Below are 24,701 nucleotides of genomic sequence, written 5' to 3' on the forward strand. Positions count from 1 at the left end.
GCCCATTACTGCGACCGCGACCGGTCCGGCATCAACACCGCCGAATGATCCGGCTCATGCCCGGCCTCGAGTGGTGGCTCGACCGGATGCCTCGGCACCAACGCCTGCTGTGGATAAGTCTGCGCGAAATGCACCCAGGGGCAGTTATCCACAAGCTTTTTCAGGCGCTGATTGAAAGCCCGGCTCACAGCATATTGACCACCGGACACTGTGCGGAATTGCGCGGTCAGCACCACGCCGTTGAGGTCCATTTTGTCGACGCCAAACACATCCAGCGGTCCTTGCAGGTTGTAGCGCAGGAACGGGTCGCTGCTGATGGAATGCCCGGCCTCGCGGATCAGCTCGATGGCCTTGTCGACATCGGTGTCATAGGTGAATTGCACCGAGAAAAACGCATAGGCGAATTGCCGCGACTGATTGGTCACGGCCTTGATCTGCCCGAACGGCACCGAGTGCACGAAGCCCTTGCCGTCGCGCAGGCGCAAGGTGCGGATGGTCAGGCCTTCGACCGTGCCGGCATGCCCGGAATCAAGCACCACCCAGTCGCCGATGGACAGGGTGTCTTCGATGATGATGAACAGCCCGGTAATCACGTCCTGCACCAGTTGCTGGGAGCCGAAACCGATTGCCAGGCCGATGACCCCGGCACCGGCCAGGAACGGCGCGACGTTGATCCCCAGGTTGGCCATGGTGGTGATCGCGCAAATCACCACCAGGATGATTTTGATCGCGTTGCGCAGCAGCGGCAGGATGGTTTTCACCCGCGTACTCGGCTGGCGCGCCGAGCGCTTGTTGGCCGGCGGTTTCAAGGCTTCCTGAATCGCCGTGTCGAGCACCACCCAGACCATCCAGGTCACCAGCAGGATCAGGCCGATGTGGCTCAGGGAATCACTGATCGCCCGGCCCACGGCATTGCTCACCGCAAATTCGAACAGCGACACGCCCCAGATCCGCCCGAGGATATCGATGAACACGATGGCCATGCCGATGCGCAGCAAGGCATGGGACAAGTTGAGAAAACGCTCCTTGTAGGCGCCGCTGCCGCGCAGGTCCGCTGCGCTGCGCGCCTTGAACAGATGGTGCAGCGTGGTGCTGAGAAACACCGTGGCAATCAGCAACACCGTGGTGAACAAGGCGCTGCGCAGCACTCTCTGGTTGTCCACCCCGGCGCCGATCAGGTTGATGATCGAAACCAGTACCATCAACAGAATCGGCCAATACCAAAGCCCGGAAAATATCCGCAGGGTTTCACGCAACGCCGGCTGACCGAGGCGCTGGGCCAGCGGCAGGATGCGGATCACATGGGCCACCGGGCGCCGCATGCGGATCACCAGCAAGCCGAAGGCAATCGACGCAGCCAACCCGGTGAACACGGCGATGCTGCGGGTGAGATTGTTGCCCAGTTGATGGGCGATCTGCGGACTGGTCAGAGCATCGCTCAAGGCCACCAGAAAGCCGATACCGAATAACGGCCGGGGACTGTTCTCGCGGATGATCTGCACCGCCCGCCGCTTGTGCCCGGCATTGAACACCACCACCAGCGACATCACCAATGACGCGGAAAATATCCCCGCGCTTGCGGCATAAGCCAGACACAGCGCCAGCGCCCGACCGGCCGATATCGGCAAAAACTGGCTGGCATAAATCGTTAACGGCAGACTGACCACCGCCGGCAAGGTGTAGGGCAGCACGTAACCGAGCAACGCCTGGCCCCGTTCGCGACTGAGCAGTAAACGGTGCTCGCACAGATGCCTGGCGGTCATCCGCCCAAGCAGCCAAAGACAGGCAAACACGGCCGCCCACACGCAGGTCAACAGCAGGAAATCGCTGGCGACGCTCCAGGCCGAACGGGCCGAAGACTGATTGACCAACTGATCCACTTCATCGGCCGCGCGGTCGGCACGCAGGCGCCAGGCATCGACCAGGTTCTGATTGAGATCAAGCCTGGACTGGACCTCGTCAATGCTTGAACTGATGGCCCCCAGTAACCCGCCTTGCACCAGCGGCTCAGGGTGTGCCGGCGGCGTGGCGGCGGTCACGGTGGCCGGCAGCCCCGGTATCGCGGCGGCTTCCAGTTGCTCACTGCCCAGAAACAGCAACGCCCCCAGCAGTATCGCGGTCTTGAGCCTGATCAAAGCACCCGCTCCTTTGCCTGTGTCTGTAAGGAACTGATCGATAAATACCGTGCAAGTTCGGCTATTGCCCGCAGATAGCAGGACGACGATGCCTGCCTGTGGCACAGACTAGCACTCGCGCTCGCGATCTTTGCGCCCAAGGCAAATATCAAATGTCCGTCCCTGTATTTTTCTGCACAACCCGAACCCCGACACTGCGCTCCATCGAATCAACCTCCGGAGTTGCAGCCATGCCCATTGCCTTGCTCGCGCTGACCCTCAGCGCCTTTGCCATCGGGACGACCGAGTTCGTCATCGTTGGCCTGTTACCCACCATCGGTGCCGACCTCGGCGTCAACCTGCCATCCGCCGGCCTGCTGGTCAGCCTGTATGCCCTTGGCGTTGTCGTCGGCGCCCCGGTGCTGACCGCCCTCACCGGCAAGGTCCCGCGCAAGTTGCTGCTGTTGTCACTGATGGTGCTGTTCACCCTCGGCAATCTGCTGGCGTGGCAAGCACCGAGCTACGAATCGTTGATCCTCGCACGGATCGTTACCGGCCTGGCCCACGGGGTGTTTTTCTCGATCGGTTCGACCATCGCCACCAGTCTAGTGCCGAAGGAAAAAGCCGCCAGCGCGATTGCCATCATGTTCACCGGCCTGACCGTGGCACTGGTCACCGGCGTGCCACTGGGGACATTCATCGGCCAGCATTTCGGCTGGCGTGAAACCTTCCTCGCCGTTTCGGCATTGGGTGTCATCGCCTTCGTTGGCAGCCTGATTTACGTGCCGAACAACATCGCCCACAGCAAACCCGCGTCGTTGTTGCAGCAATTGCAGGTGCTCAAGCAACCACGCCTGTTGCTGGTGTATGCCATGACGGCCGTCGGCTACGGCGGCTCGTTCATCGCCTTTACCTTCCTCGCCCCGATTCTTCAGGAGCTCTCCGGCTTCAGCGCCAGCACCGTCAGCCTGGTGTTGCTGGTCTATGGCATCTCCGTGGCCGTCGGCAACATCTGGGGCGGCAAGCTGGCGGACAAACGCGGCCCGATCAGCGCCCTGAAAATCATTTTTGCCCTGCTCGCCGCCGTGTTGTTCGTGCTGACCTTCACTGCCGGCAATCCCTGGCTGGCGCTGGCCACCGTGCTGGTCTGGGGTGCCGTGGCATTCGGCAACGTGCCGGGATTGCAGGTGTATGTGGTGCGACAGGCAGAACATCACACCCCGCAGGCCGTGGACGTGGACGTGGCATCCGGCCTGAACATCGCGGCATTCAACCTCGGCATTGCCGGCGGTGCGTGGGGCGGTGGCCTGATCGTCGCCCACATGGGGTTGATTCACACCGCGTGGATCGGCGGTCTGGTGGTACTGGTGGCGCTGTCATTGACTGCGTGGAGTGGACGTCTTGATCGCCTCGGCCCGGTGTTCGCCGAACCGGCTGAGGGTTCTGCCCGCATTATCACCGGCCACTGATAAACCCTGTGGGAGCGGGCTTGCTCGCGAAGGCGTAGGCACATCCAGCATTGATGTGACTGATACACCGCTTTCGCGAGCAAGCCCGCTCCCACATTGGATGGATGTGAGTTCAAGTCTGTGTACCGTCCGTAGCCCCATCGAAACTTTCGCCGCCGCCCCGGAGTCATCCAAAAACAGGGGCCGTCAGGCGGGAGGCGACATGACAGCGAATCACACTGATATTCCCGCACACTCAAGCGCAGCCGACATGCAGGTACAGGGGCCGTCCGTCACTTGTCGTTTCAAGGTGCTGACGGTCAACACCCATAAAGGTTTCACCGCGTTCAACCGGCGTTTCATCCTGCCGGAACTGCGTGAAGCGGTGCGCAGTGTGTCTGCCGATGTGGTGTTTTTGCAGGAAGTCCACGGCACCCACGAACAGCACCCCAAGCGCTACACCAACTGGCCGACGATGCCGCAATACGAGTTCCTCGCCGACACCCTGTGGCCGCAGTTCGCCTATGGACGCAATGCGGTGTATCCGGCGGGCGATCACGGCAATGCGCTGTTGTCGAAATTCCAGATCATCCGCCACGACAACCTTGACGTGTCCATTGGCGGCCACGAGAACCGCGGGCTCCTGCATTGTGTGTTGCGCCTGCCCGACGACGGCCGGGAAGTGCATGCCATCTGCGTGCACCTGGGGCTGCGCGAAAGCCACCGCACGGCGCAACTGAAATTGCTTGCCCAGCGTCTGGACGCCCTGCCGGGCGACGCCCCGGTGATCGTCGCCGGGGATTTCAACGACTGGCGCCAGCGCGCCGATGCATTGCTCAAACCAAGCGCTCTGCGCGAAGTCTTCGCCGCGCACCATGGCAAACCGGCGCGCAGTTTCCCCGCGCGCCTGCCGGCATTGCGCCTGGACCGCATCTACGTGCGCAACCTCAAGACCAGCCATCCGCAAGTGCTGACCACCCGGCCCTGGTCGCACCTTTCCGACCACGCCCCGCTGTCGGTGGAGATCGAGCTATGAGCCGCCAGCCAATGGAAAAAACCACGTTGCAAGACATCCCCGCCCCGCCGATCCACGAGCCGACAGCGGTCGATGTCGAATACGGCTGGCAAGGCAGCAATCGCGTCGAGTTGCTGGAAAACGGCGAAGCGTTTTTTCCCCGGGTATTTGAAGCCCTGCGCCGGGCGCAAAGTGAAATCCTGCTGGAAACCTTCATTCTGTTCGAGGACAAGGTTGGCAATGAACTTCAACAGATTCTGATCGAAGCCGCTCAGCGCGGCGTGCGTACCACCGTCAGTCTCGACGGGTTTGGCTGCGGCGAACTGAGTACCGGGTTCCTCACCGCCCTGACCGCGGCCGGCGTGCACCTGCAAATGTTCGACCCGGCACCGAAACGCCTGGGCATCCGCACCAACTGGTTCCGCCGTCTGCACCGCAAGATAGTGGTCGTAGACGGCAGCATTGCCTTTATCGGCGGGATCAATTTTTCCGCCGATCACCTGGCCGACTTCGGCCCTGAGGCCAAACAGGACTATTCCGTGGAGGTGCAAGGCCCGGCGGTGGCCGACATCCATCACTTCGCCCTGCTGCAATGCGGTCGCCCGGTGCGGGCCAAATACTGGTGGCAACGGCGCCGGATGCGGCGTTCGGAACTGGCCTTGAGCGATCACGACGGCCAGGTGCGGCTGGTGTATCGCGACAACGGTGAACACCCGTCCGACATCGAAGAGGTTTACCGCCAGGTGCTGCGCCAGGCACAACGGCGGGTGGTAATCGCCAACGCCTACTTCTTTCCCGGTTTGCGCCTGCTGCGCGAGATCCGCAACGCAGCCCGTCGGGGCGTGGATGTGCGGCTGATCCTGCAAGGGCAACCAGACATGCTGGTGGCCAGGCTCGCCGCGCGCATGACCTATGACTACCTGCTCAAGTCCGGGGTGAAGATCTACGAATATTGCGACCGCCCGCTGCACGGCAAGGTCGCGCTGGTGGACGAAGACTGGAGCACCGTCGGCTCCAGTAACCTTGACCCGTTGAGCCTGTCAATGAATCTGGAGGCCAACGTGCTGATCCGCGACCGTGGCTTCAATCGACTTCTGTTCGATCGCCTGGAAGACCTCAGCGATAACCACTGCAAGGTCATGTCTCCCGACATCGCGACACGCGGGCGTGTCTGGCATGTGACCGTCGGTTTTCTGGTGTTTCACGTCCTGCGACATTTCCCGGCGTGGGCCGGTTGGTTGCCGGCGCATAAACCTCGCCTGAAACCCGTCCCCCCTCCGACCGGGAGCGTTGACCATGAACCGCGCAGAGCCCCACGCGGCAACTCAAGCCAGTAGCGCTGGCAAGTCGCACTGGAGGCACTGGAAACGACCGTTGACGATGCTGTTTTTCCTGATGCTGATCGTGCTGTTCACGATGCTCGCCCAACGCATCGAATGGAACGAAGTGTTCGACAACCTGGCCGATTTCAAGGTGCGCACGCTGATCATTGCCTCGGGGCTGACCCTGATGAGTTTTCTGGTGTACGCCTGCTTCGACCTGATCGGCCGCTCCTACATCCGTCAGAATCTGACGTGGAAGCAGATCCTGCCCGTGGGGATTATCAGCTACGCCTTCAACCTGAACCTGAGCGCCTGGGTCGGCGGTATCGCCATGCGTTACCGGCTGTATTCGCGACTTGGGGTCAGCAAGAGCAACATTGCGAAAATTCTTGGCCTGAGCCTGGCGACCAACTGGTTTGGCTACATGGTCATAGCCGGCGCCGTGTTCAGCAGCGGGCTGGTACGCATGCCGCCGGGCTGGAAACTCAGCAGTGGTGCGCTGCAAGGCGTGGGGGTTTTGTTGTTGCTGTTGAGCGCCGGGTATCTGGCGGCCTGCCGGTTTGCCAAACGTCGGGAGTGGGCGATTCGCGGCATTGAGATTGACCTGCCGTCACTGCGCATGGCGGTGCTGCAACTGGCCCTCGGGGCCCTGAACTGGTCGCTGATGGCGGCGGTGATTTTCACCTTGCTGCCGAGCAAACTGGACTATCCACTGGTACTGGGCGTGCTGTTGATCAGCGCCATCGCCGGGGTCATCACGCACATCCCGGCCGGGCTCGGCGTGCTCGAGGCGGTGTTCGTGGCGCTGCTGCAACACGAGGTTTCGCGGGGTAGCCTGGTGGCGGGACTGCTGGCCTATCGGGCGATTTATTTCATTCTGCCGCTGTTGATTGCCCTGGTGATGTACCTGCTGGTGGAGGCCAAGGCCAAGTCGTTGCGAATTGCGAAAAAACCCAAGTAATTTGAAGTGTTTGGTCGTCCGTCATCGCGGGCAAGCCCGCTCCCACAGGGGACTTGTGGTACGGGCCTACCGCGCTGCAGCACCCGGCGTCACCCCGAACCGCGTCCGATAATCACTCGGCGCCAGCCCGGTGATTTTCTTGAATGTCGTGCGAAACGCCCCAGGGTCCTGATAACCCACGGTCCAGGCGATATGGTCGATGGTGCCGTTGGTGAATTCGAGCATTTCCCGGGCCTTGCCGACTCGCAGATGCTGGCAGTACTCAGTGGGCTTGAGCCCGGTGGCCGCACGGAATCGTCGCAGGAAGGTGCGCTCTTCCAGGCCGGCCTTTTCGGCCATCGCCGTCAACGATACATCGGTCGCCCCGGTGCTTTGCAGCCAGTGTTGCACCTTGAGGATCGGCGCATCGCCGTGACTGAGGATCGGCGCAAAATTACTGCCGCACTCACTGGCGCTGTCGCTGTGCTCCACCACCAGAAAACGCGCGGTATTGGTGGCAATACTCGGTCCCAGCAACCGGTTGACCAGGCGCAACCCCAGTTCGGACCAGGCCATCAGCCCGGCAGTGGTAATAAGGTCGCCGTCATCGACAATCGGCGTATCGGCCTTGAGCCTGATCGCCGGATAACGTTCGGCGAAGGCTTTGGCCGAGGTCCAGTGAGTGGTGGCGCTTCGACCGTCGAGCAGACCGCTTTCGGCCAACAGGATAGAGCCCACACAAACCCCGCCCAGTGTCGCGCCGCTGGCATGTTGCTCACGCAACCAGCGGATCAATCCCTGTGGCGCCTGGCCCTCGGAAAAACCGCCAATCGACGGCGGAATCAACACGGCCACCAAGGCGCGCTCCGGGCCGGGATGGCTGTCGAAGATCCGAACCGGTGGCTGGTCACCCTCGACCTGCCAATGGCTGACCCGCAGCAGCGACAACTGCGCAGTCTGGTGCTCGGCGGCGATCCGGTTGGCCACCCCGAACAAGTCCGTCAAGCCATGTACCGCCGCCATCTGCGCGCCGGGATAGATCAGCACACCGAGTTCGGCGATCGCCCTTTCTGTGTCCATTGTCAGTTTTCCCCCTCTTATTGTCGGTGCGGCCAATCCCCTGGCCGCCTGCCAGCGCCAATACTGCATTCCACACCCAACACACACTTCGAGGAAACAGTCATGGCCAAGCAAGCGCTCATCGTAGTCGATATCCAGAACGACTACTTCCCCCAAGGCAAGTGGCCGCTGGTCGGTGCCGATGCCGCCGCAGACAACGCCGCCCACCTGATCAAGGCCTTCCGCGACGCCGGTGATCCAGTGGTGCATATCCGCCACGAATTCACCTCCGAAGAGGCACCGTTTTTCACCCCGAACTCCGAAGGCGCGAAGCTGCACCCGAAAGTGCTCAACCGCGCCGACGAACCAGTGGTACTCAAGCACTTCGTCAACTCGTTCCGCGAAACCGGGCTGAAGTCGATCCTCGACGAGCAAGACATCAAGGAACTGGTGGTCGTGGGCAGCATGAGCCACATGTGTGTGGACGGCATCACCCGTGCGGCGGCGGACTTTGGCTATAAGGTGACCGTGATCCACGACGCCTGCGCCACCCTCGACCTGGAGTTCAATGGCGTGACGGTTCCGGCGGCGCAGGTTCATGCGGCGTTCATGGCGGCCCTGGCGTTTGCGTATGCCAGCGTGGTGTCGACCAACGATTTTCTCGCGGCCTGAGTCTGCGATTAAAATCCACCGCCCATAAAAAACCCGCACTTCCAGGGAAGTGCGGGTTTTGTATTTCAGCTTGCCGCTTGTAGCTTGAGACTTGCAGCTGCTTTAGAACGGTTATGAATACCAGAAAACCAACATTAAGAACGGGTGAGTGAGTGAACCCATTTATTTTATTAGGCGAAAGATAACTGCTAGTCACAAAAACATGAAATCGTCGTAAGGTTTTTCGTAAATTTATGGCTCATGCTGCCCTAAAAACTTTACAAAACCCAATCGGCCGTACTGTCGAAGGAGGATCGTCTAAGCCACGTAAAAATCCAGACGAACGGTACCCACCGCTGAAGTACAGAACGCAAATCAAATAGGGTCGACGACCTAGCAGTAGCGCCCTCCAATGCCTCAAGAACGCCCAACGAGGTCGAATTGCAGAAGTCGGCCTTGACCGGTATTCATCCAACCCCAGCAACAACCGCTCAAAAAATGATCAGGCAATGAAATTATTGGCTGGCCATAATTATTCCCCAGCCATAATTTCGAATAATTTAACTCGCACCCAACGATTAAGACGTGAAAGCCAAGCCCCTCCTGGTTCTCGCTCCTCGCTAGTGTCCCGATCGCTTAATTCATTAGCTTATTTTTCATCGCGCTCAGCTTTGCCATATGTACCGAGCTGATGATGGCCTCTGCCGTCTTGTTCCATTTGAACGGCTTGGCCGAATGCTCGTTGTGAGCCGTTATGAATTGGCGGATCGCAGCTTTCAGGTCAGTAACGCTGGAGAAGACACCTCGATACAACGCCCGTCTCTCCAACTGCGAAAACCAGCCTTCCACTGCGTTCAGCCAAGACGCGCTGGTCGGTGTGAAGTGCAACTTGAAGCGCGGATGTTTTTCCAGCCAGGCCTTGATCGCAGCGGTTTTATGGGTCGAACTGTTGTCCAGAATCACATGGAGATCCAGCTCGGCAGGCGTGTTGCTGTCAATCTGTCGCAGAAAATCCAAGAACTCTTTGGCCCGGTGCCGCTGGGTGATCCGGCCCATAACTTCACCCGTCATGATGTCAAACGCGGCGTACAGGCTTGCCGTGCCATGGCGCTTGTAATCATGGGTTCGCCGCTCGATCTGCCCGGGCCGAAGTTGCAGCATCGGCTGAGTACGGTCCAGCGCCTGGATCTGGGTTTTCTCGTCAACCGAGAGCACCATGGCGTTGTCCGGAGGGCTCAGATAGAGCCCGACCACATCAATGACCTTTTCGGCGAAGTGCGGATCATTGCTGATCTTGAATGTCTTCAGCCGGTGCGGTTTGAGATCGGACGCAGCCCAGATTTGTCGAACTTGCCAGGTGGTAACGCGCGCGTATTTGGCCATCAACCGAACGCTCCAATGCGTTGCTTCCTTGGGAACCCGCTGAGTTGTCAGGGTCAGGATTTCTTTGACTTTCTCAGCACCCAGCTTCAGGGGCTGACCGCTACGCGGCAGGTCGCTCAGGCCCTCGATGCCGGACTCAAGGTAGCGCTTTCGCCACTTGAACACCGTCGGTGAAGTGATCTGTAACTGCCCACAGATGGCCATGGGCGTCACCCCTTCAGCGAGTAAAGGAGTATCCGCGCCCGCTGGCCGAGGCTTTGCTCCAGCGTACTCATGCGCAACCAACCTTGAAGCGTAATGACGTCGGCGGCTTGCAGTGCAAAAGGAGCAATTGGTCGAGGCATGCGTGGAACCATCTCGGGGCGAGGGGGCACACAGTATATCTTTACACGTTAGTAAATGAACTAGCCGCTCGAGACACTAGTAAGATTTCCAAGAAAAAAACCACCGAAAGAGGTGGTTTGGTCTTCCTTCTGCAGTATTTGCCCGCGACCATCACGAGGTGATGGCACTGCACAACTCTATAAACGCCTAAGCAAGGTGTTTTCAACGCTTATCGCAAGCGATCTCCCTGCCGCTTGGACGGCATGGGGGACTGATTTAAGCCGGGCCGCAACGCCCGGTGGCATCTTTAAAACACCGACGTCAGAAAGCTCACCACATGGCGACTGAAATCCAGCATCGCAACCTCTGCAGGTTTGCTGAGACGTAACTCAACACCCCTCAATCTCCCATGAACCCGGTTGGGAAGTCATGGTTCGAGGGAACAAGGCCAATCTGTCAAGCCAGTGAGGATTACGCTGCTGAATCCTTATCTACCGCCAGGAACGGGCTATTGTCGAGAGCAGCGAACGAAGCCTCGTTATTGAGCAAGCGGATGAAACTCCGTTTTTGCTCTTTAGTAGTTAGATTCACCAAGCCACCAGTGAGATCGATCGTACGGGAAAAAATCGGAAAGTTCGCCATCACGCCTTGGATTTGAGTAACGTTCAATCCAGATTTCACGATATTGCCTTTCGAGACCATCGCCAACCGGCGCATGAATGCTCGATCGTGATGCATATCCTTAAAAATGTCGCCTGGAGATGCAACCCCCTGGATATTTATTACATTTAAGGCTAGAACAAGCGGTGTTGCGGCATGCGCAAGATTATTGATAACTTGCTCAAGGCCATAGAACCGCTCCAGCAGAGCAACATTCAGCGTATAGAACTTACCAGCAAAATAAAATACGTCGACCGTGTCATTGATATCAATGGCATCGTAATCAACTTTCCCTAAAGTGCGGCCGTTGAAACTGCAAAATGAGCTTTTGGTTTTTTTATGCAGTGACACGGGGTATTTGTGCTGGTAAATAACCACACTGTTACCTTGCCCATCGGACAGATGATATATCACACCCTTAACCGCCGACAGACCTTGCTGCTTGAAGTCGAAGGCTGGAGCGCTAGCGTTCACCCCAAAGGTCAGTACACGCTGAATTTCGGCAAATTCACTAGGTACGTGGCCGATTGCAGCTTGGTCGTACTCCATCACTTGTCGATCCCGCTCTAGGATAGTAGAAACCATAGGAACACCGGCTTTACCCACGTTAGGCTCGACGGCGACCTTTCTAAGTTTATCGGCGAACGCCTTTGTTAGTTCTTTCTCAACTGTAGGCTCCAATAAAACTGACCAGATCACTGGGCCAGATGCCGTACTTGTTAAAAAGAACGCCTCTCCAGAGAGATGCTTTGAGCTTATGATAGCGTCGATGCCAGTAAACATAATTACTTATCCAATTTAGCCAAACAGGTATTGTTATCAATCCGGATATAGCGGATTACGCTCTGCTCTGTGAGCTGCCCCCGACAAATGACTACAAACTGCTTTTCGCCTCTGTCGTGTATTTTTGCCTTGTAAATCTTAAACCCCAAAATAGCCAATGATGGATTTGAGTAAAACTTATTAGTTTTTACGTAAATCGCTCCAATAGCAATAATCATCAGCACCAAGTTCAGCACAGTTCTCTTGCTATTTACATCGGTAAAGACAAGCGGCATTACATAGGTCGCGAGAAATTCCAAGTGCTCATGATTTTCATCGGTAACGTCTGATATTTTGCAGTTGATTGACCAGCCACCTCGATAGCTGTTCGCAAGAAGCCAAAGTATGAGCATGCCCAAAATTATGAAGAATATGCTCACAATAAAAACCAAGTTTCTGACTTTCAACTCCGAAGTCAGCTTCGCAACGTCATGCTCGGTTAAGGCGGCCCAAAAATTGGACAGCAGTGCTTGGTCGAAGGACATGATCAACAGCGAAACGAACAGCAACCATAGTGAAAGGACGTAAAGCATGACCTTTATCAGCCAATGATCCTTCATAAGTGCTCTCCATTTGCTGTGCTTGAGGGGATGTAGGGTGTAAGGAGGGATGCTCATGCTAACTGCCCCTTACCATTCCCCCTATTTTTGCCAGTTCTCGGCTAGGGCCGCCGGTTACATCGCGACTTCTTGATCCATTAGGCGCTTGGCGCCGTGCTAGACAATAGCATTTAGCCATAACAGTGTGTACGAAGCGAAGCCAGAGGATGCGGAATGAGGCGACTAGGGCCTTGCCACGTAACCGCTGAGGCTACGAAAGGGGACTTGCAATGCCTTCTATCCGCGATCGATTCATCCGAAGTCCCGAAACCGGGGCTTCAGCTTTTGAAGCGCATCCAGGTAAGCCGCAATAGCATTACCAATCTGGCTCTCGCTCTGAACCCAAATGAATCGACATGATCAGCGCACGCCGGTAATGCAACGGGGTGGCATTCAACTCTAAGGACAGAAGTCGGTCGGCCACGCCAGCTAAGGCATCCATCCGCTCGCGGGGGACAGCTATGTACGCAACCAGTCGTGTCCCGCTTGCTGTCATTGATCCTATTCCTTTGGGAGGGTCAGTGTCTTGCGTCAGTCGCGGATCTGCGTAGAGCTGGCACTCGACATCTGGGTATTTGAATTTCTCTGGATAGAGCATTTCGCCCTTCAGCGTGAGGATCATGTGTTCATTATAATGGCCTTCGTTCGCCCTCGAATTGTTCGGCAACGCTAGACTGAACGACCATGTGAAATCCCACCCGGACAGCTTAATTTGATAAAGGGCCCGTTGCGTTTCGAGCCGGGGCCGGCCTCGTCGGGCTTTAGGTTTGTGCTTGGCTGTAAGAGGCATAGCGACCTCCATCAGAGACTGCCAGACGGTGGATAGGATTAGTCAACCCGGCGGCTGACCTCAAAGACGCAGTCGCACTGAATTTGGCCTGCCGCTCTTATCTCTAGATGGAGGTATACAACTGGGGCATCGCGATATCCCCTAAACCTGCTCAACTCGTCCTGTAAAAAGCTGGCCGAGGTCGCACCGGACTGCTAGTCGCGCTTTTCGAGCAAACGTCAGGCGGCGCTTCGCTGGAACAACTGCGCGTTGATGAATTCGGTGACGCGGCAGCAAAATCCATGATCGCTGTACCACTCCGTATCTGGCAATTGTCCTCCAGCCCAAACCCTTCCAATAGAAATACCCAATTTCAGGCATGGCCACCTGCTTACGTTGCAGCATAATGCCGCCTAGCTTTGTTCATAATCGTGCTTCGCACCGCGTCAGCAACCGCTAAGCACCGCAGGGAATTTCTAATAATGTCGCAAGCTTCCAATAACCTGGCCGCCTACATCTGGTCTTTAGCCGACTTACTACGTGGTGACTTTAGGCAAAGCCAGTACGGTCGTATCATTCTGCCATTCACCTTGTTGCGTCGCCTCGAGTGCGTGTTAGAGGCAAGCAAGGCAGCTGTGCTGGCAGAGCATGCACGCGTCCAGCAACTCAAAATCTCAGAAGAAGCACAGGAAAAACTGCTCCTGCGTGCCAGCGGTGGGCTTTCGTTTTTCAATACCTCGAAAATGGATCTGTCCAAGCTCGGTGAATCCGGCATCAAGGCAAACCTGGAGTCATACCTGCAGAGCTTTTCCAAGGATGCACGGGAGATTTTCGAGCACTTCAAATTCACCGAGTTTCTCGGACAGCTGAACGATGCCAACCTGCTTTACAAGGTTGTACAGAAGGTACGGAGCACGGACTTAAGCCCTGCGGCTGTTTCCAACCACGACATGGGCTTGGTATTTGAAGAGTTGATTCGCCGATTTGCGGAAAGTTCTAATGACACCGCAGGGGAACACTTTACCCCGCGCGATATCGTGCGGCTCACCACGTCCCTGGTGTTTATGGAAGACGATGATGCGCTGACCAGGCCCGGCATCATCCGAACCATATATGATCCAACAGCGGGTACTGGAGGTTTTCTATCTTCAGGCATGGAATACGTACATGAGCTCAACCCACATGCGGTGATGCGCGCCTATGGCCAGGAACTCAATCCTGAGAGTTACGCCATCTGCAAGGCGGACATGCTTATCAAGGGGCAGGATGTCAGCAACATCAAGCTAGGCAACACCCTCTCGAATGACCAGCTTTATGCTACTGAATTTGACTACATGCTCTCCAACCCGCCCTTTGGCGTGGACTGGAAAAAGATCGAGCAAGAGATCAGTGAAGAGCACACGCAAAAAGGTTTCAGTGGCCGTTTCGGTGCAGGCTTGCCACGGGTAGGCGATGGATCGTTGTTATTCCTAATGCACCTGCTCAGCAAGCTACGCGACGGCTCTCAAGGTGGCGGGCGGATTGGAATCATCCTCAATGGCTCGCCGTTGTTTACCGGAGGCGCCGGCTCTGGCGAATCAGAAATCCGCCGCTACATTCTCGAAGCCGATTTGCTCGAAGCCATCGTAGCCCTGCCCACAGACATGTTCTACAACACAGGTATTTCGACCTACGTGTGGGTGCTATCGAACAAAAAAGCCGAGGAACGTAAGGGCAAGGTACAGCTTATCAATGGCGCGAACCTTTGCGGAAAAATGCGCAAATCCCTCGGTTCCAAACGCAACGAAATGGACGAACGCGACATCGCCACTGTGATCCGCGCCTTCGGCAGCTTTGCCGCAGTCGACGCCTACGAACTTGACAAACAAACTGCACAAAAAAGCAATCGAGGCCGCCAGGCTGCCAACCCGAAAGCCGAGACTGCCAAGACCTTCGCCAGCAAGATTTTCAACAGCTATGAGTTCGGCTATCGCCGCATCAGCATTGAGCGTCCGTTGCGCCTGTCCTACCAGTTCAGTAACGAGCGAGTGTCTATCTGTCGCTTCGCTCCCGGCGCCATCAACAACGCCATGCGCTGGGTTTACCAAGAGTTCAGTGCGGTAGAGGGCGAAAACTGGAGCGACGACGACAACTGCAAGCGTTACGGCGACCTAAGCGCCCATGAGGACACCATTCGCCGTTACTGCAAGTTGCACTTCGCCGACTTGAAAGAGAAGCACATCAAAGACCTGCTAAGCAGAACAACCTGGATGGATCAAAAGCGGCTTCTGCTCAAGGCTCAACATTTACAGGCCAGCATTGGTACCGTCCAACATGACGACTTCAACTTCTTGGATGACGCCCTCAAAACTGCCTGCAAGCAACAAGGTATCACCCTGGATGCCAAAGACAAAAAACAGATCACCGATGCCGTGAGCTGGAAGAACCCAGCCGCAGCCAAGGTCATCAAGAAGATTCACAAATCCAAAGCCAACCCATTGTATGGCTTGTTTTCCGTAAATGGCGAGGTGATCGAATACCAGACTAACAGCGAGTTGCGCGACTACGAAAACGTCGCGCTCGACCCGAACCAAAGCGTCAACGCCATTAACGAGGCTTACTTCCTTAAAGAAGTGCAACCCCACGTGCCCGATGCTTGGATTGATGCTAGCAAGAAAGACACTAAGGATCAGCAAGTCGGCATTGTCGGTTACGAAATCCCATTTAACCGGCATTTCTACCAGTACCAACCACCGAGAGATTTGCTAGAGATAGATGCCGACCTGGATGCCGTGTCAGCCGAGATTATGCAGCTGCTGCAAGAGGTACATTCGTAATGGCGGGGCGATATAAGCCGTATCCTGATTATAAGGATTCTGGAGTTGAGTGGCTGGGAGAGATCCCTAAAAGCTGGGAAATTAAAAAGCTTAAATACATTTGCTCTGTAGGAACGGGAACTAAAGACACAGTAAACGCTGTGGAGGACGGACTCTATCCTTTTTTTGTTCGCTCTCAAACAATAGAGAGAATTAATTCATTCGGGGCAGATTGCGAAGCCGTATTAACAGCCGGCGATGGAGTTGGAGTCGGGAAGGTTTTTCATTACTACAATGGGAAATTCGACTATCATCAGCGTGTTTATATGTTGAACAATTTTAATTTGGCGTTAGGTAAATTTGTTTACTACTACCTATCTAATAATTTCTATAAAGTTGCATTGGAGGGAAATGCCAAGTCAACCGTAGACTCTTTACGAATGCCACAGTTTTTAAACTTCGAATTTTCATTGCCTGAACAAGAACTGCAAGAGAAAATTGTTTTATTTCTTGATCACGAAACCGGAAAAATCGATACCTTAGTCGAAAAGCAAGAACAATTAATACAGCTGCTAAAAGAAAAGCGCCAAGCCTTGATTAGCCATGCCGTCACCAAAGGTTTGAACCCGACTGCCAAAATGCGCGATTCGGGCGCTGAGTGGTTTGGGCAAGTGCCGGAGCAGTGGGATGTTTGTTTAATCAAGTATAGGTGCGAAGAAATTACTGATGGCGCGCATGTTTCACCAGTAACCGAAGGTGGAGAGCGATACTTCATATCCACAAAAGATATAAAAAACGGCGTCATAAATTTTAATCATGCATTGTTAACTACTCCGGCCAGTTTCGATTACATGGTTAAAACTGGATGCCTCCCATTTGCAGGGGATATTTTATTTAGCAAAGATGGAACTATAGGCCAAACCGCTATAGCCCCAGAGGGAGTTGAATTTGTAGTTGCTTCTTCCTTGATCATAATTCGACCTGATAGACGCCGCGTCATATCGCAGTATTTTGATTTCCTGCTTCAGAGTGATGCTGTAGCCGAACAGGTAAAGAGCTTGGTAAAAGGAGCAGGATTACCTCGATTATCCATTCAAAATTTATTGAAAATCGGCGGTGCTTTTCCCCCTATCCAAGAGCAAGTTGAAATCGTTGCATATTTAAGCAGCAAGCTTGTACGGTACGATGAGCTAGAATCTAGAGCCAGCCTCAAAGTTAAACTGCTACAAGAACGCCGAGCGGCCCTTATCTGCGCAGCCGTTACTGGTAAAATCGACGTAAGAACCTGGGTCGCGCCGCAAGTCGGTCAAATAGACAAGGAAGTAGCCGCATGAGTGCATTGGGTGGCGGTAAGGCCAACGAGCTGACATTCCAGAACGATATGCTCAAGCATCTCGTTACCAAGGGCTGGCTGCTAGGAAAAACGGAAAATTACAACCGTGAGCTGGCCTTGTACCCTGACGACTTGCTGGGTTTTGTCAAAGAAACCCAAGATGGACAGTGGCAAAAATTCTGCGCTCTCTACCCAAACAACCCAGAGCACCACTTTCTTGAACGTGTCGCCACCCAACTGAATAAAACTGATCCCCATGCCGCCAGCAAAGAAATGCGCACCTTCGGCACGCTGGGTGTGTTGCGCCATGAGCTGCGCCACCGTGGCACGCGCTTCAGCTTGTGTCAGTTCAAGCCTGAACATGATCTAAACCCAGACACTCTGGCTCGTTATGCCAAGAACCGCTGCCGTGTCGTACCTGAGGTGGCTTACTCACCATGGGCAAACAAAGAACATCTCGAACAATCCGGCAGCATGGCCAAAGCCTGGCGAATTGACTTGGTGCTGTTTGTGAATGGCTTGCCGGTCGCTACTCTGGAGCTCAAATCCGAATTCAAGCAGGCTGTGCACCAAGCTATTAAGCAGTACAAAACCACGCGCTTTGCAACAGACCCGGCCACCAAAAAACCAGAGCCGTTACTGACCTTCAAGCGCGGTGCACTGGTACATTTTGCAGTCAGCCAGTACGAGGTCTATATGGCCACACGACTGGAAGGTGCAGATACCTTCTTCCTACCATTCAATAAGGGTACTAAGGCAGGCGGCGCCGGCAATGATGTGCCGGAGGACATCAACCAGTACGCCACCGATTATTTGTGGAACGAAGTCCTACTGCCCAAGAACTTGCTGGCGATTCTCGGGCGCTTTGTGCATCTACAGATTGAAGAGAAAGAAGACTGGGAAGGCCGCAAATACAAAAAAGAAAGCCTAATTTTTCCACGTTATCACCAGTGGGATGTGGTGAATAAGCTGGTCATGGCAGCCCGTACCGAGGGCCCCGGCCATAAGTATCTGATTCAGCACAGCGCCGGTTCCGGTAAATCCAACTCGATTGCCTGGGTAGCGCATCAGCTGACGGCACTTTATGACGACGAGGGCTGCAAGCAATTCAACTCCGTAATTGTGGTGACGGATCGCACCGTACTTGATGATCAGCTGCAAGACACCATAAACCAGTTTGAACACGTCGACGGCGTAGTTGGCCGCATCAATAATCAGGAAGGCGACGGCTCAAAATCAGAGAAGCTGGCAGCCGCGCTAGAGAACTCACAGCCGATTATTATTGTAACCATCCAGACCTTCCCTTACGTGCTGCGCGCAATCGAAAATAGCGTCAGCTTGAAGGAACGCTGCTACGCGATCATTGCCGACGAAGCTCACTCCTCGCAAACCGGCTCCACAGCACGGCAGCTGAAAGAAGTACTGATGATTGAGGCCAAGACTGATGGTGAAGACGAACTCAGCTCTGAAGACATTCTCGATGCCGCCGTTGCGTCACGCAGGGCGTCAAAGAACCTGAGTTACTTTGCCTTCACCGCCACGCCGAAAACCAAGACGCTGGAGCTGTTTGGCCGATTGCCCAAACCCTCTGAGCAACCCTCTAAAACCAACAAGCCCGAGGCCTACCATGTGTACAGCATGCGTCAGGCCATTGAAGAGGGCTTTATTCTGGATGTGCTGAAGAACTATACAAACTACAAAGTGGCCTACAACCTGGCGCAAAAGATCGATAAGGCCGATCAGGAAGTTGAGAGCAAAAAAGCCAAGGTCAAGCTCAACCAGTGGGTGCGCCTGCACGAGTACAACATCGCGCAAAAGGTGCAGGTGATCGTTGAACACTTTCGCAGCAACGTCATGGGCCTACTGGGTGGGCAAGCCAAAGCCATGGTGGTCACCAGCTCGCGCAAAGAAGCTGTGCGCTACAAACTGTGCTTTGACAAATACATCATCGATAAGGGCTACCAAAAAATCCATGCCATGGTGGCGTTCTCCGGTGAAGTGGAATTCACCGAGAAAGACCCTAACGCCGTCGCGCTTCTCGGCAACAAATATACCGAGAGCAACACGAACCCCAACCTCAAAGGCCGCGACATGCGCAAAGCCTTTGATAGCGATGATTATCAGGTGATGATTGTTGCCAACAAATTTCAGACCGGTTTTGACCAACCCAAGCTCTGCGCTATGTACGTGGACAAAAAGCTCGGTGGCGTCGAGTGCGTGCAAACCCTGTCGCGCTTGAATCGCACTTATCCTGGAAAAGCTGACGTCGGCACGTTTATCTTGGACTTCTTCAACGAGCCGCAGGACATACTGGACTCATTCCAACCGTATTTTCAGACGGCGGAGCTGGCAGATGTTTCCAATCCAGACCTGATCTTCGATTTATTTGAGAAGCTGAATGCTGCAGGCATTTACAAGTCGAGTGAAGTTGAGCAGTTCTGTGTAGCATTTTTCGTCAAAAACAAAAGCAATGCGGCAATTGCGAACATTTGCAAACCGGCAGTCGAACGCTGGACGAAGCGCTACAAATTGGCAGTTGACGCTTACGCTCACTCGAAAGAAATATTTGAGCGGATCAAAAAAACTAAAGATGCAGTGTTGATCGCTAATGCTGAAAACGACCTGAAGGAATGCAAGCAAGCCAAGGACGCCTTGGATATCTTCAAAAAGGATCTGGGTACCTATGTACGCTTCTATGAATTCATGTCGCAGATCGTCGATTATGATGACAAGCAGCTCGAAAAGCTTAGCCTGTACGCGCGCAATTTAGGCCCAATGCTGCGTGAAACCGCTGTAAATGAGGATGATATCGATCTGGAGGGTATCGTGCTCAGCCATTACCGGGTTTCAAAAATACGCCAGCAGGATCTGAAGCTAATAGAAGACTCACCTGATCATAAGCTAGTGCCTGGTGAGGGGCTTGGCTCAGCAAAAGCTAAGGACAAAAAGGAAGAACTGCTTTCACAGATCTTGGAACGGCTCAACGAAATATTTGTAGCTGATCAACTTACCGATAAAGACATGGTTAATTACGCCTATACGATCCGCGACAAAGTCAGTGAAAACAAATTGGTCATGCAACAGCTGATCAACAATACCCCAGAGCAAGCACTGCTAGGTAACTTTGCCAGCGCGGTAGATGACGCAATTATGGAAAGTGGAGATGCTCACCAAAATCAGATGATGCAATTGTTATCTGACCCAGCTAAAGCCAGTAAATTTGCGAAAGTTGTTTTTGATCTACTTAATATGGCGACGAATGACTAGCTGAAGGGCCTAACACTCGCCCGCCTTGCCAACGTTGTGGGCGAATGCAAATACTTTGACAAAAGGCCTTCCTCTCCAGCTGAGGAAGGTTTTGTAAGAGAGCTGTGCCTAGCGCCTCAACATGGTTCTTCCAACTCCAGAATGGATTACGTCGAGCCGGGCCTTGCGGGCCCGAATGAGCGATAGCAACAATCAACGTTACCCCACACTACCGACATCCTTCAGGGTGTTGGAGTAGACGAGCTCGCCCAGCGCGTCACGCCAAACATCTGGATAATTTTCGAGTGACCGTAGCGCCACTGCCTTGGCATTCACAGGTTGGACAGGAGGGGTTAGGGCTTGTATCGCATTACCCAGTGCAACGTACGCCTTACGATGCCGCACCCCACCATTAGCCAGCAGAACGCCAAAAACCGAGGGTGCGCCAAATTTCAGATGCTCGACGAATGCCAGTACACCCTCGTTCACCGCAATGCCACGTTCGAGCAAAAGTCGAGCAAGAAGGGAGACACCCTGCTCGACCAGTGTTTGCAATGAATACGTGACGGCACGCGCGTGAACCCCCAGGATCTCGTCGACTTCCATCCGCGCTGATTGGGCGATCTCGGCGAACGTTGCACCACTTATCCACTGCCGGATAATCCCGAAGAACGTGGGTCTGACGGTTTCAAGATCCTGACCATTGTCCAGCCTGAATGCCACGCGCACGTCTGATTGGAGCTCTGTATCCTGCCAGGCCCAACCCAGAATCGCTGAAAGAAGGTCGTCTGATGCAGGATCGACAGGGCTCGCCCAGTCCGCCCTGCTCGCCAATAGAACCTGTTCAACGAACTCCAGAAGACGCACCTTGGCTCCAGTATCCTGAAGCCAAGCGATCTTGCCTTGGGCCCTGAGCGAAATCAGACGCTGAGCGCGCAACTCAAAGACCCTCCGCAGCGTAACGGCAGAGCCGGCAGGCAGCTGGTGGGCAGCAAACGTATGGTCGGACAGGTCGATAGCCACCCTTAGAAACTCAGCGTCCCCGATCTCTTCCGCGATCAGCTCAATGAGCGTTGCATCCACTCCATCAATAAGCGGATGACTGTAAGGCTGGCTCTCCAGGAACTGATTGTCGAGCGCGATACGGTGGGTGCTCAGGAACACCTCAAGCTCTCCAATCAAGGTACGCAGCGAGCCCCTGACAGGCTCCCCAGCCCCGGCAGTAGCGACGGGAAGCACCAACCACCACTGATCGGGATTCGCACAGATCACCAGCCCCTTGGTATTGGCGCCGGCACGACCGGCTCGACCGACCAGGTTCTTGATGTCGCGGGCGAGCATGTTCTCAGGTCGCCCGCTACCAACACGGCGCTGCACCGAATACAGCACAAGCGAGCGGATCGGCAAGTTCACTCCTTCTGCGAGCGTGCTGGTACAGATGACCAGCTGGACTCGCCGATCGCGCAGGAGCCCCTCCAAAACCTCTCGTGTCTCCTGGGGGATGTCACCGTGGTGCAGCACAGCCCCATTGCTCAGCGACCTCGCGCCTATCCAACCGGCACCAAATTCAACTTCGAGGTAGTCGACGCGCGTACGCAGCGCTTCAAGATCCGCATGATCAATGGGCTTGGGTAACGGTAATGGGCACTCCAACTGCTTGATGAGCTCTTCCGCCAAACCGATCGCACCCTGATCGCCACGCTTGTTTGCGGCGAATATCGCCGTGGTTCCCATCGGCAAAACCTTCCGGGCAGCGGCAACTGCCAGGGTCTTGGTTGACGAAAAGCCATAAGTCTTCGTGCGCCCTGTACCGGGGTTCACGTACTGGAAAGTGTTTCGATCCAGGAAGCCATGGATCGAGTATTGCCGTTGCTGAGCATGGGGATGCATGTCCAGGCGAACAGACCTACCCACTCCGCTACCAGCGGATCGAAGGACGGAAAATTCGGCGATCGCCGGTCGGTAGCTGCTACGGATGACGGTGTCCTCGCTGCCGCCAAGCCACGCATTGATTTCCTCAATGTTCGGGATGATGGCAGACATGAACACGAAGCGGATCGGATTGACCTGGCGGGCCTTCATCCGCGCGAGTAACAGCTCCAGACCAATACCCCTGCCGGAGCTGTCGAGCAAATGCCCTTCATCGCAAATGACCAGTGATATCCGTTGGGCGAACGCTGGGTCAGCACTGAGGATTCCGGACAGCGACTCAGGGGTCGCGATAAGCGCGTTGATGTGATCAAGACCATGTACCTCGTCTCCCGACGGAATTGTCCCGCCATATGCGCAGCGTGCCGCGATACCCAAGCCGTTGAGCTGACGCACCAGAGAGTGGCGGAGCTCCGAGGCCAGCGACCGGTAAGGCACGATCATGATCGCGACCTGAGTGGGATTGCGCTTCAGGTGCCAGTACAGCAACGTTTCGCAGAGCGTGGTTTTGCCAGCTCCCGTTGGCATCTGCAAGGAATAGCTCTCGGCGTTGCCGAGCAGCCCCCTACCGATAGCCTGTATCTGGGAGGGGAAAAATTCCCAGGTCGATGGTTTGCGATCAATGAAGGAATTGATTAGAGGCGTCCAGAACGCATTACCGCCCTCTGGCAGGACGGCCCGGATGTTCGATGCTTCGAAACGAGCCAACAGCCGACTAAGCAAGGCCGCCGCCACCCACGTGCCCGGCCCATCCGCCAACGCGCTTTGTGCCTCGGAGGCACTCGCCTCAACGTTGCGGCCAAGCCCGAGCAGGTCGCCGTTGCGCAGTTGCTCCCGCACCTCGATGGCAGTCTGAGACCCCAGGTTGCTCGGGCGGGCCAGAAAGTCGTAGCACGCTGCCCATGGGCTTTCAGGATCAGCGGGCCGAGCCGACTGCCGCATGGCGAGGCAGGCCGACGCTGGAAAATCGCCAAAGTAAAACGCTGCAGCGGCGAACAGCGCTGCTTCGTCTTTCGAGATACCAAGCGCTTCTACCTGCTCAGCAGGGATCTCTTTCGAAAACTGAAGGAAGGCGTTACCCAGCTGTGCCCAGTCGTCACTGGGGGTGTTCGCGGAGTTGACCCTGTCGAACAGCTCCCCTACGAGCGAGATGTAGTAGTCGGCAAGACGACTCCCGATCCGAGCAAGTTCAATGGGTAATGCGGCTACGGAAAACTGACCCAGATGCCGGGCCATGTCTGCGTCATTGATCCAAGTCTGGAGAGAGGCCCTCATGTCAAAGCACCGACGCCCTGGCAGCTTCAAAAGCTGCGTTGTAGGTGGTGTGCAGATTCGGTACTGAGATCACCACGAGCGTGTACTCGTCGCTGGCCGTGGCGGGTGCATTGCTGAGTTCAGCAGTCACAAAGTTCTCACAGATGACGGCGACGGCCCTGTACCGTAGGGCAACGGGCGGATGATCAACCGCGTTGATAAACCGGGTGAGAAGCGGAATGTCGACGTCACCGAGATCCTCAGTCATCGCGCGCTCACGCAACCACACCAGCGTACTCGCGAGCCGGCTGGTACGATCCTTTGCGCAGTCTGTGATAGCTGAGCCGATTGGGTCTGATGAGGCGGCAGTGGATTTGACCTTCACCTCAGCACAGAGCACCTGATCTTCAGCACTGGCGGCTGGACGTTGGGGCATGATGAAGTGAATGACATCCGACTTGGGCGCTGGTTTGGTTCTGTCCTGCTTGAGCCGCCACTTCTTGGGGCCAATGGCGGTACCCGGATACTCCATGGCGGACTGATAGAAGTAACCGAGCACCTCGCCGAAGTCTCCAGCCATGGTCGCGCCGGCATCCGGAAGCTTGCTCGCCAGCACGTCTGAAAGCGTAAGTCCATGGCGATCCGCCGCAGCGTGAAGCACCTCATCGGTGATGTAGCAACGACGCAATGGCTCGGCCATCGCGGCCTCTAAAAGGGCCACCTGCTGGGGTGTCATCCTGACCAGCACGTACGGCTGCTCTTGCTCCTGCGGGAACCACTGAACAGCATTACCGAAGTCGAAACCGAGATCATCCATGAGTGATGGTCATCCTAAAAGAAAGCCCGGGAGCCGGCCCCATAGTCACCCTAGCGCCGAGTTACCGAGTAGTAGTGGATGGCCATTACGGTACGCTAAAAAATGGGGCTGGTGTCAACTGGTCAGGTGATAGCGCGTTGTTTCCCGGCTCAGCGTACTCCGCAAGATGCCGCTCAAGGTAGTTAACGGCCCAAGGTCGCGGGAGCACAGATCGAGGCGTA

Annotated in this window: 15 protein-coding genes and 1 pseudogene; 8 read left to right on the plus strand and 8 right to left on the minus strand. The window is 55.5% G+C overall.

Features of this window, described 5'->3' with window-relative positions; all coding sequences use genetic code 11:
• Nucleotides 1-5 precede the first annotated feature (5 nt).
• The gene (locus tag RS887_RS08315) at nucleotides 6-2,135 is read right to left on the minus strand and encodes a mechanosensitive ion channel family protein (protein WP_322615018.1); all 2,130 of its coding nucleotides are present in this window, start codon (nucleotides 2,133-2,135) and stop codon (nucleotides 6-8) included.
• A 230-nt stretch (nucleotides 2,136-2,365) separates the two neighbouring features.
• On the opposite strand from RS887_RS08315, the gene RS887_RS08320 reads away from it, so the two are divergent.
• The 4 genes from RS887_RS08320 (at nucleotide 2,366) to RS887_RS08335 (ending at nucleotide 6,860) form a co-directional block, all read left to right on the plus strand.
• Entirely contained in the window at nucleotides 2,366-3,583 is a 1,218-nt protein-coding gene (locus tag RS887_RS08320; RefSeq protein ID WP_322615019.1) for an MFS transporter, read from the plus strand.
• A gap of 250 nt (nucleotides 3,584-3,833) precedes the next feature.
• Nucleotides 3,834-4,598, plus strand: coding sequence for an endonuclease/exonuclease/phosphatase family protein (locus RS887_RS08325; protein ID WP_322615274.1), 765 nt, complete (start codon nucleotides 3,834-3,836; stop codon nucleotides 4,596-4,598).
• A complete protein-coding gene (clsB, locus tag RS887_RS08330) occupies nucleotides 4,595-5,914 on the plus strand; it encodes a cardiolipin synthase ClsB (RefSeq protein WP_322615020.1) in 1,320 nt (439 codons plus the stop codon). Before RS887_RS08325 ends, clsB begins: the two co-directional genes overlap by 4 nt.
• Entirely contained in the window at nucleotides 5,874-6,860 is a 987-nt protein-coding gene (locus RS887_RS08335) for a lysylphosphatidylglycerol synthase domain-containing protein (RefSeq protein WP_322615021.1), read from the plus strand. The genes clsB and RS887_RS08335 overlap by 41 nt, the downstream gene beginning before the upstream one ends.
• A gap of 66 nt (nucleotides 6,861-6,926) precedes the next feature.
• On the opposite strand, the gene RS887_RS08340 is transcribed toward RS887_RS08335, so the two are convergent.
• On the minus strand, nucleotides 6,927-7,919 hold the full coding sequence (locus RS887_RS08340; protein WP_322615022.1) for a GlxA family transcriptional regulator: 993 nt from the start codon (nucleotides 7,917-7,919) through the stop codon (nucleotides 6,927-6,929).
• A gap of 102 nt (nucleotides 7,920-8,021) precedes the next feature.
• On the opposite strand from RS887_RS08340, the gene RS887_RS08345 reads away from it, so the two are divergent.
• Nucleotides 8,022-8,570, plus strand: coding sequence for a cysteine hydrolase family protein (locus RS887_RS08345; RefSeq protein WP_322615023.1), 549 nt, complete (start codon nucleotides 8,022-8,024; stop codon nucleotides 8,568-8,570).
• A gap of 615 nt (nucleotides 8,571-9,185) precedes the next feature.
• Here the strand turns inward: RS887_RS08345 and RS887_RS08350 are convergent.
• The 4 genes and pseudogenes from RS887_RS08350 to RS887_RS08365 form a co-directional block, all read right to left on the minus strand.
• A pseudogene (locus RS887_RS08350) lies at nucleotides 9,186-10,276 on the minus strand (IS630 family transposase).
• A gap of 451 nt (nucleotides 10,277-10,727) precedes the next feature.
• Nucleotides 10,728-11,699, minus strand: coding sequence for a Kiwa anti-phage protein KwaB-like domain-containing protein (locus RS887_RS08355; protein ID WP_207848966.1), 972 nt, complete (start codon nucleotides 11,697-11,699; stop codon nucleotides 10,728-10,730).
• 2 nt (nucleotides 11,700-11,701) lie between these two features.
• A complete protein-coding gene (kwaA, locus tag RS887_RS08360; protein ID WP_322615024.1) occupies nucleotides 11,702-12,355 on the minus strand; it encodes an anti-phage protein KwaA in 654 nt (217 codons plus the stop codon).
• Between the two features lie 298 nt (nucleotides 12,356-12,653).
• Entirely contained in the window at nucleotides 12,654-13,127 is a 474-nt protein-coding gene (locus RS887_RS08365; RefSeq protein WP_322615025.1) for a hypothetical protein, read from the minus strand.
• Between the two features lie 458 nt (nucleotides 13,128-13,585).
• Between RS887_RS08365 and RS887_RS08370 the strand changes: the two genes are divergently transcribed.
• The 3 genes from RS887_RS08370 to RS887_RS08380 are packed head-to-tail and all read left to right on the plus strand — an operon-like array spanning nucleotide 13,586 to nucleotide 20,501.
• Entirely contained in the window at nucleotides 13,586-15,922 is a 2,337-nt protein-coding gene (locus tag RS887_RS08370; protein WP_416339953.1) for a type I restriction-modification system subunit M, read from the plus strand.
• On the plus strand, nucleotides 15,922-17,235 hold the full coding sequence (locus RS887_RS08375) for a restriction endonuclease subunit S (RefSeq protein WP_322615027.1): 1,314 nt from the start codon (nucleotides 15,922-15,924) through the stop codon (nucleotides 17,233-17,235). Before RS887_RS08370 ends, RS887_RS08375 begins: the two co-directional genes overlap by 1 nt.
• On the plus strand, nucleotides 17,232-20,501 hold the full coding sequence (locus RS887_RS08380) for a type I restriction endonuclease subunit R (protein ID WP_322615028.1): 3,270 nt from the start codon (nucleotides 17,232-17,234) through the stop codon (nucleotides 20,499-20,501). Before RS887_RS08375 ends, RS887_RS08380 begins: the two co-directional genes overlap by 4 nt.
• 198 nt (nucleotides 20,502-20,699) lie before the next feature.
• On the opposite strand, the gene RS887_RS08385 is transcribed toward RS887_RS08380, so the two are convergent.
• Both RS887_RS08385 and RS887_RS08390 read right to left on the minus strand, forming a co-directional pair.
• Nucleotides 20,700-23,645 (minus strand): DEAD/DEAH box helicase, encoded by a 2,946-nt coding sequence (locus RS887_RS08385; RefSeq protein ID WP_322615029.1) that lies wholly within the window; start codon nucleotides 23,643-23,645, stop codon nucleotides 20,700-20,702.
• Nucleotides 23,646-23,685: 40 nt separating this feature from the next.
• A complete protein-coding gene (locus RS887_RS08390; protein ID WP_207848959.1) occupies nucleotides 23,686-24,480 on the minus strand; it encodes a Hachiman antiphage defense system protein HamA in 795 nt (264 codons plus the stop codon).
• Nucleotides 24,481-24,701: the final 221 nt, after the last annotated feature.

The organism is Pseudomonas sp. BIC9C (assembly GCF_034541995.1).
Taxonomy (GTDB): Bacteria; Pseudomonadota; Gammaproteobacteria; order Pseudomonadales; family Pseudomonadaceae; genus Aquipseudomonas; species Aquipseudomonas fluorescens_CC.

Coding starts and splice junctions, on each gene's coding strand:
- RS887_RS08320 (WP_322615019.1), top strand. CDS start 2,366: ATGCCCATTGCCTTGCTCGCGCTGACCCTCAGCGCCTTTGCCATCGGG.
- RS887_RS08325 (WP_322615274.1), top strand. CDS start 3,834: ATGCAGGTACAGGGGCCGTCCGTCACTTGTCGTTTCAAGGTGCTGACG.
- clsB (WP_322615020.1), top strand. CDS start 4,595: ATGAGCCGCCAGCCAATGGAAAAAACCACGTTGCAAGACATCCCCGCC.
- RS887_RS08335 (WP_322615021.1), top strand. CDS start 5,874: ATGAACCGCGCAGAGCCCCACGCGGCAACTCAAGCCAGTAGCGCTGGC.
- RS887_RS08340 (WP_322615022.1), bottom strand. CDS start 7,919: ATGGACACAGAAAGGGCGATCGCCGAACTCGGTGTGCTGATCTATCCC.
- RS887_RS08345 (WP_322615023.1), top strand. CDS start 8,022: ATGGCCAAGCAAGCGCTCATCGTAGTCGATATCCAGAACGACTACTTC.
- RS887_RS08355 (WP_207848966.1), bottom strand. CDS start 11,699: ATGTTTACTGGCATCGACGCTATCATAAGCTCAAAGCATCTCTCTGGA.
- kwaA (WP_322615024.1), bottom strand. CDS start 12,355: ATGAGCATCCCTCCTTACACCCTACATCCCCTCAAGCACAGCAAATGG.
- RS887_RS08365 (WP_322615025.1), bottom strand. CDS start 13,127: ATGCCTCTTACAGCCAAGCACAAACCTAAAGCCCGACGAGGCCGGCCC.
- RS887_RS08375 (WP_322615027.1), top strand. CDS start 15,922: ATGGCGGGGCGATATAAGCCGTATCCTGATTATAAGGATTCTGGAGTT.
- RS887_RS08380 (WP_322615028.1), top strand. CDS start 17,232: ATGAGTGCATTGGGTGGCGGTAAGGCCAACGAGCTGACATTCCAGAAC.
- RS887_RS08385 (WP_322615029.1), bottom strand. CDS start 23,645: ATGGCCCGGCATCTGGGTCAGTTTTCCGTAGCCGCATTACCCATTGAA.
- RS887_RS08390 (WP_207848959.1), bottom strand. CDS start 24,480: ATGGATGATCTCGGTTTCGACTTCGGTAATGCTGTTCAGTGGTTCCCG.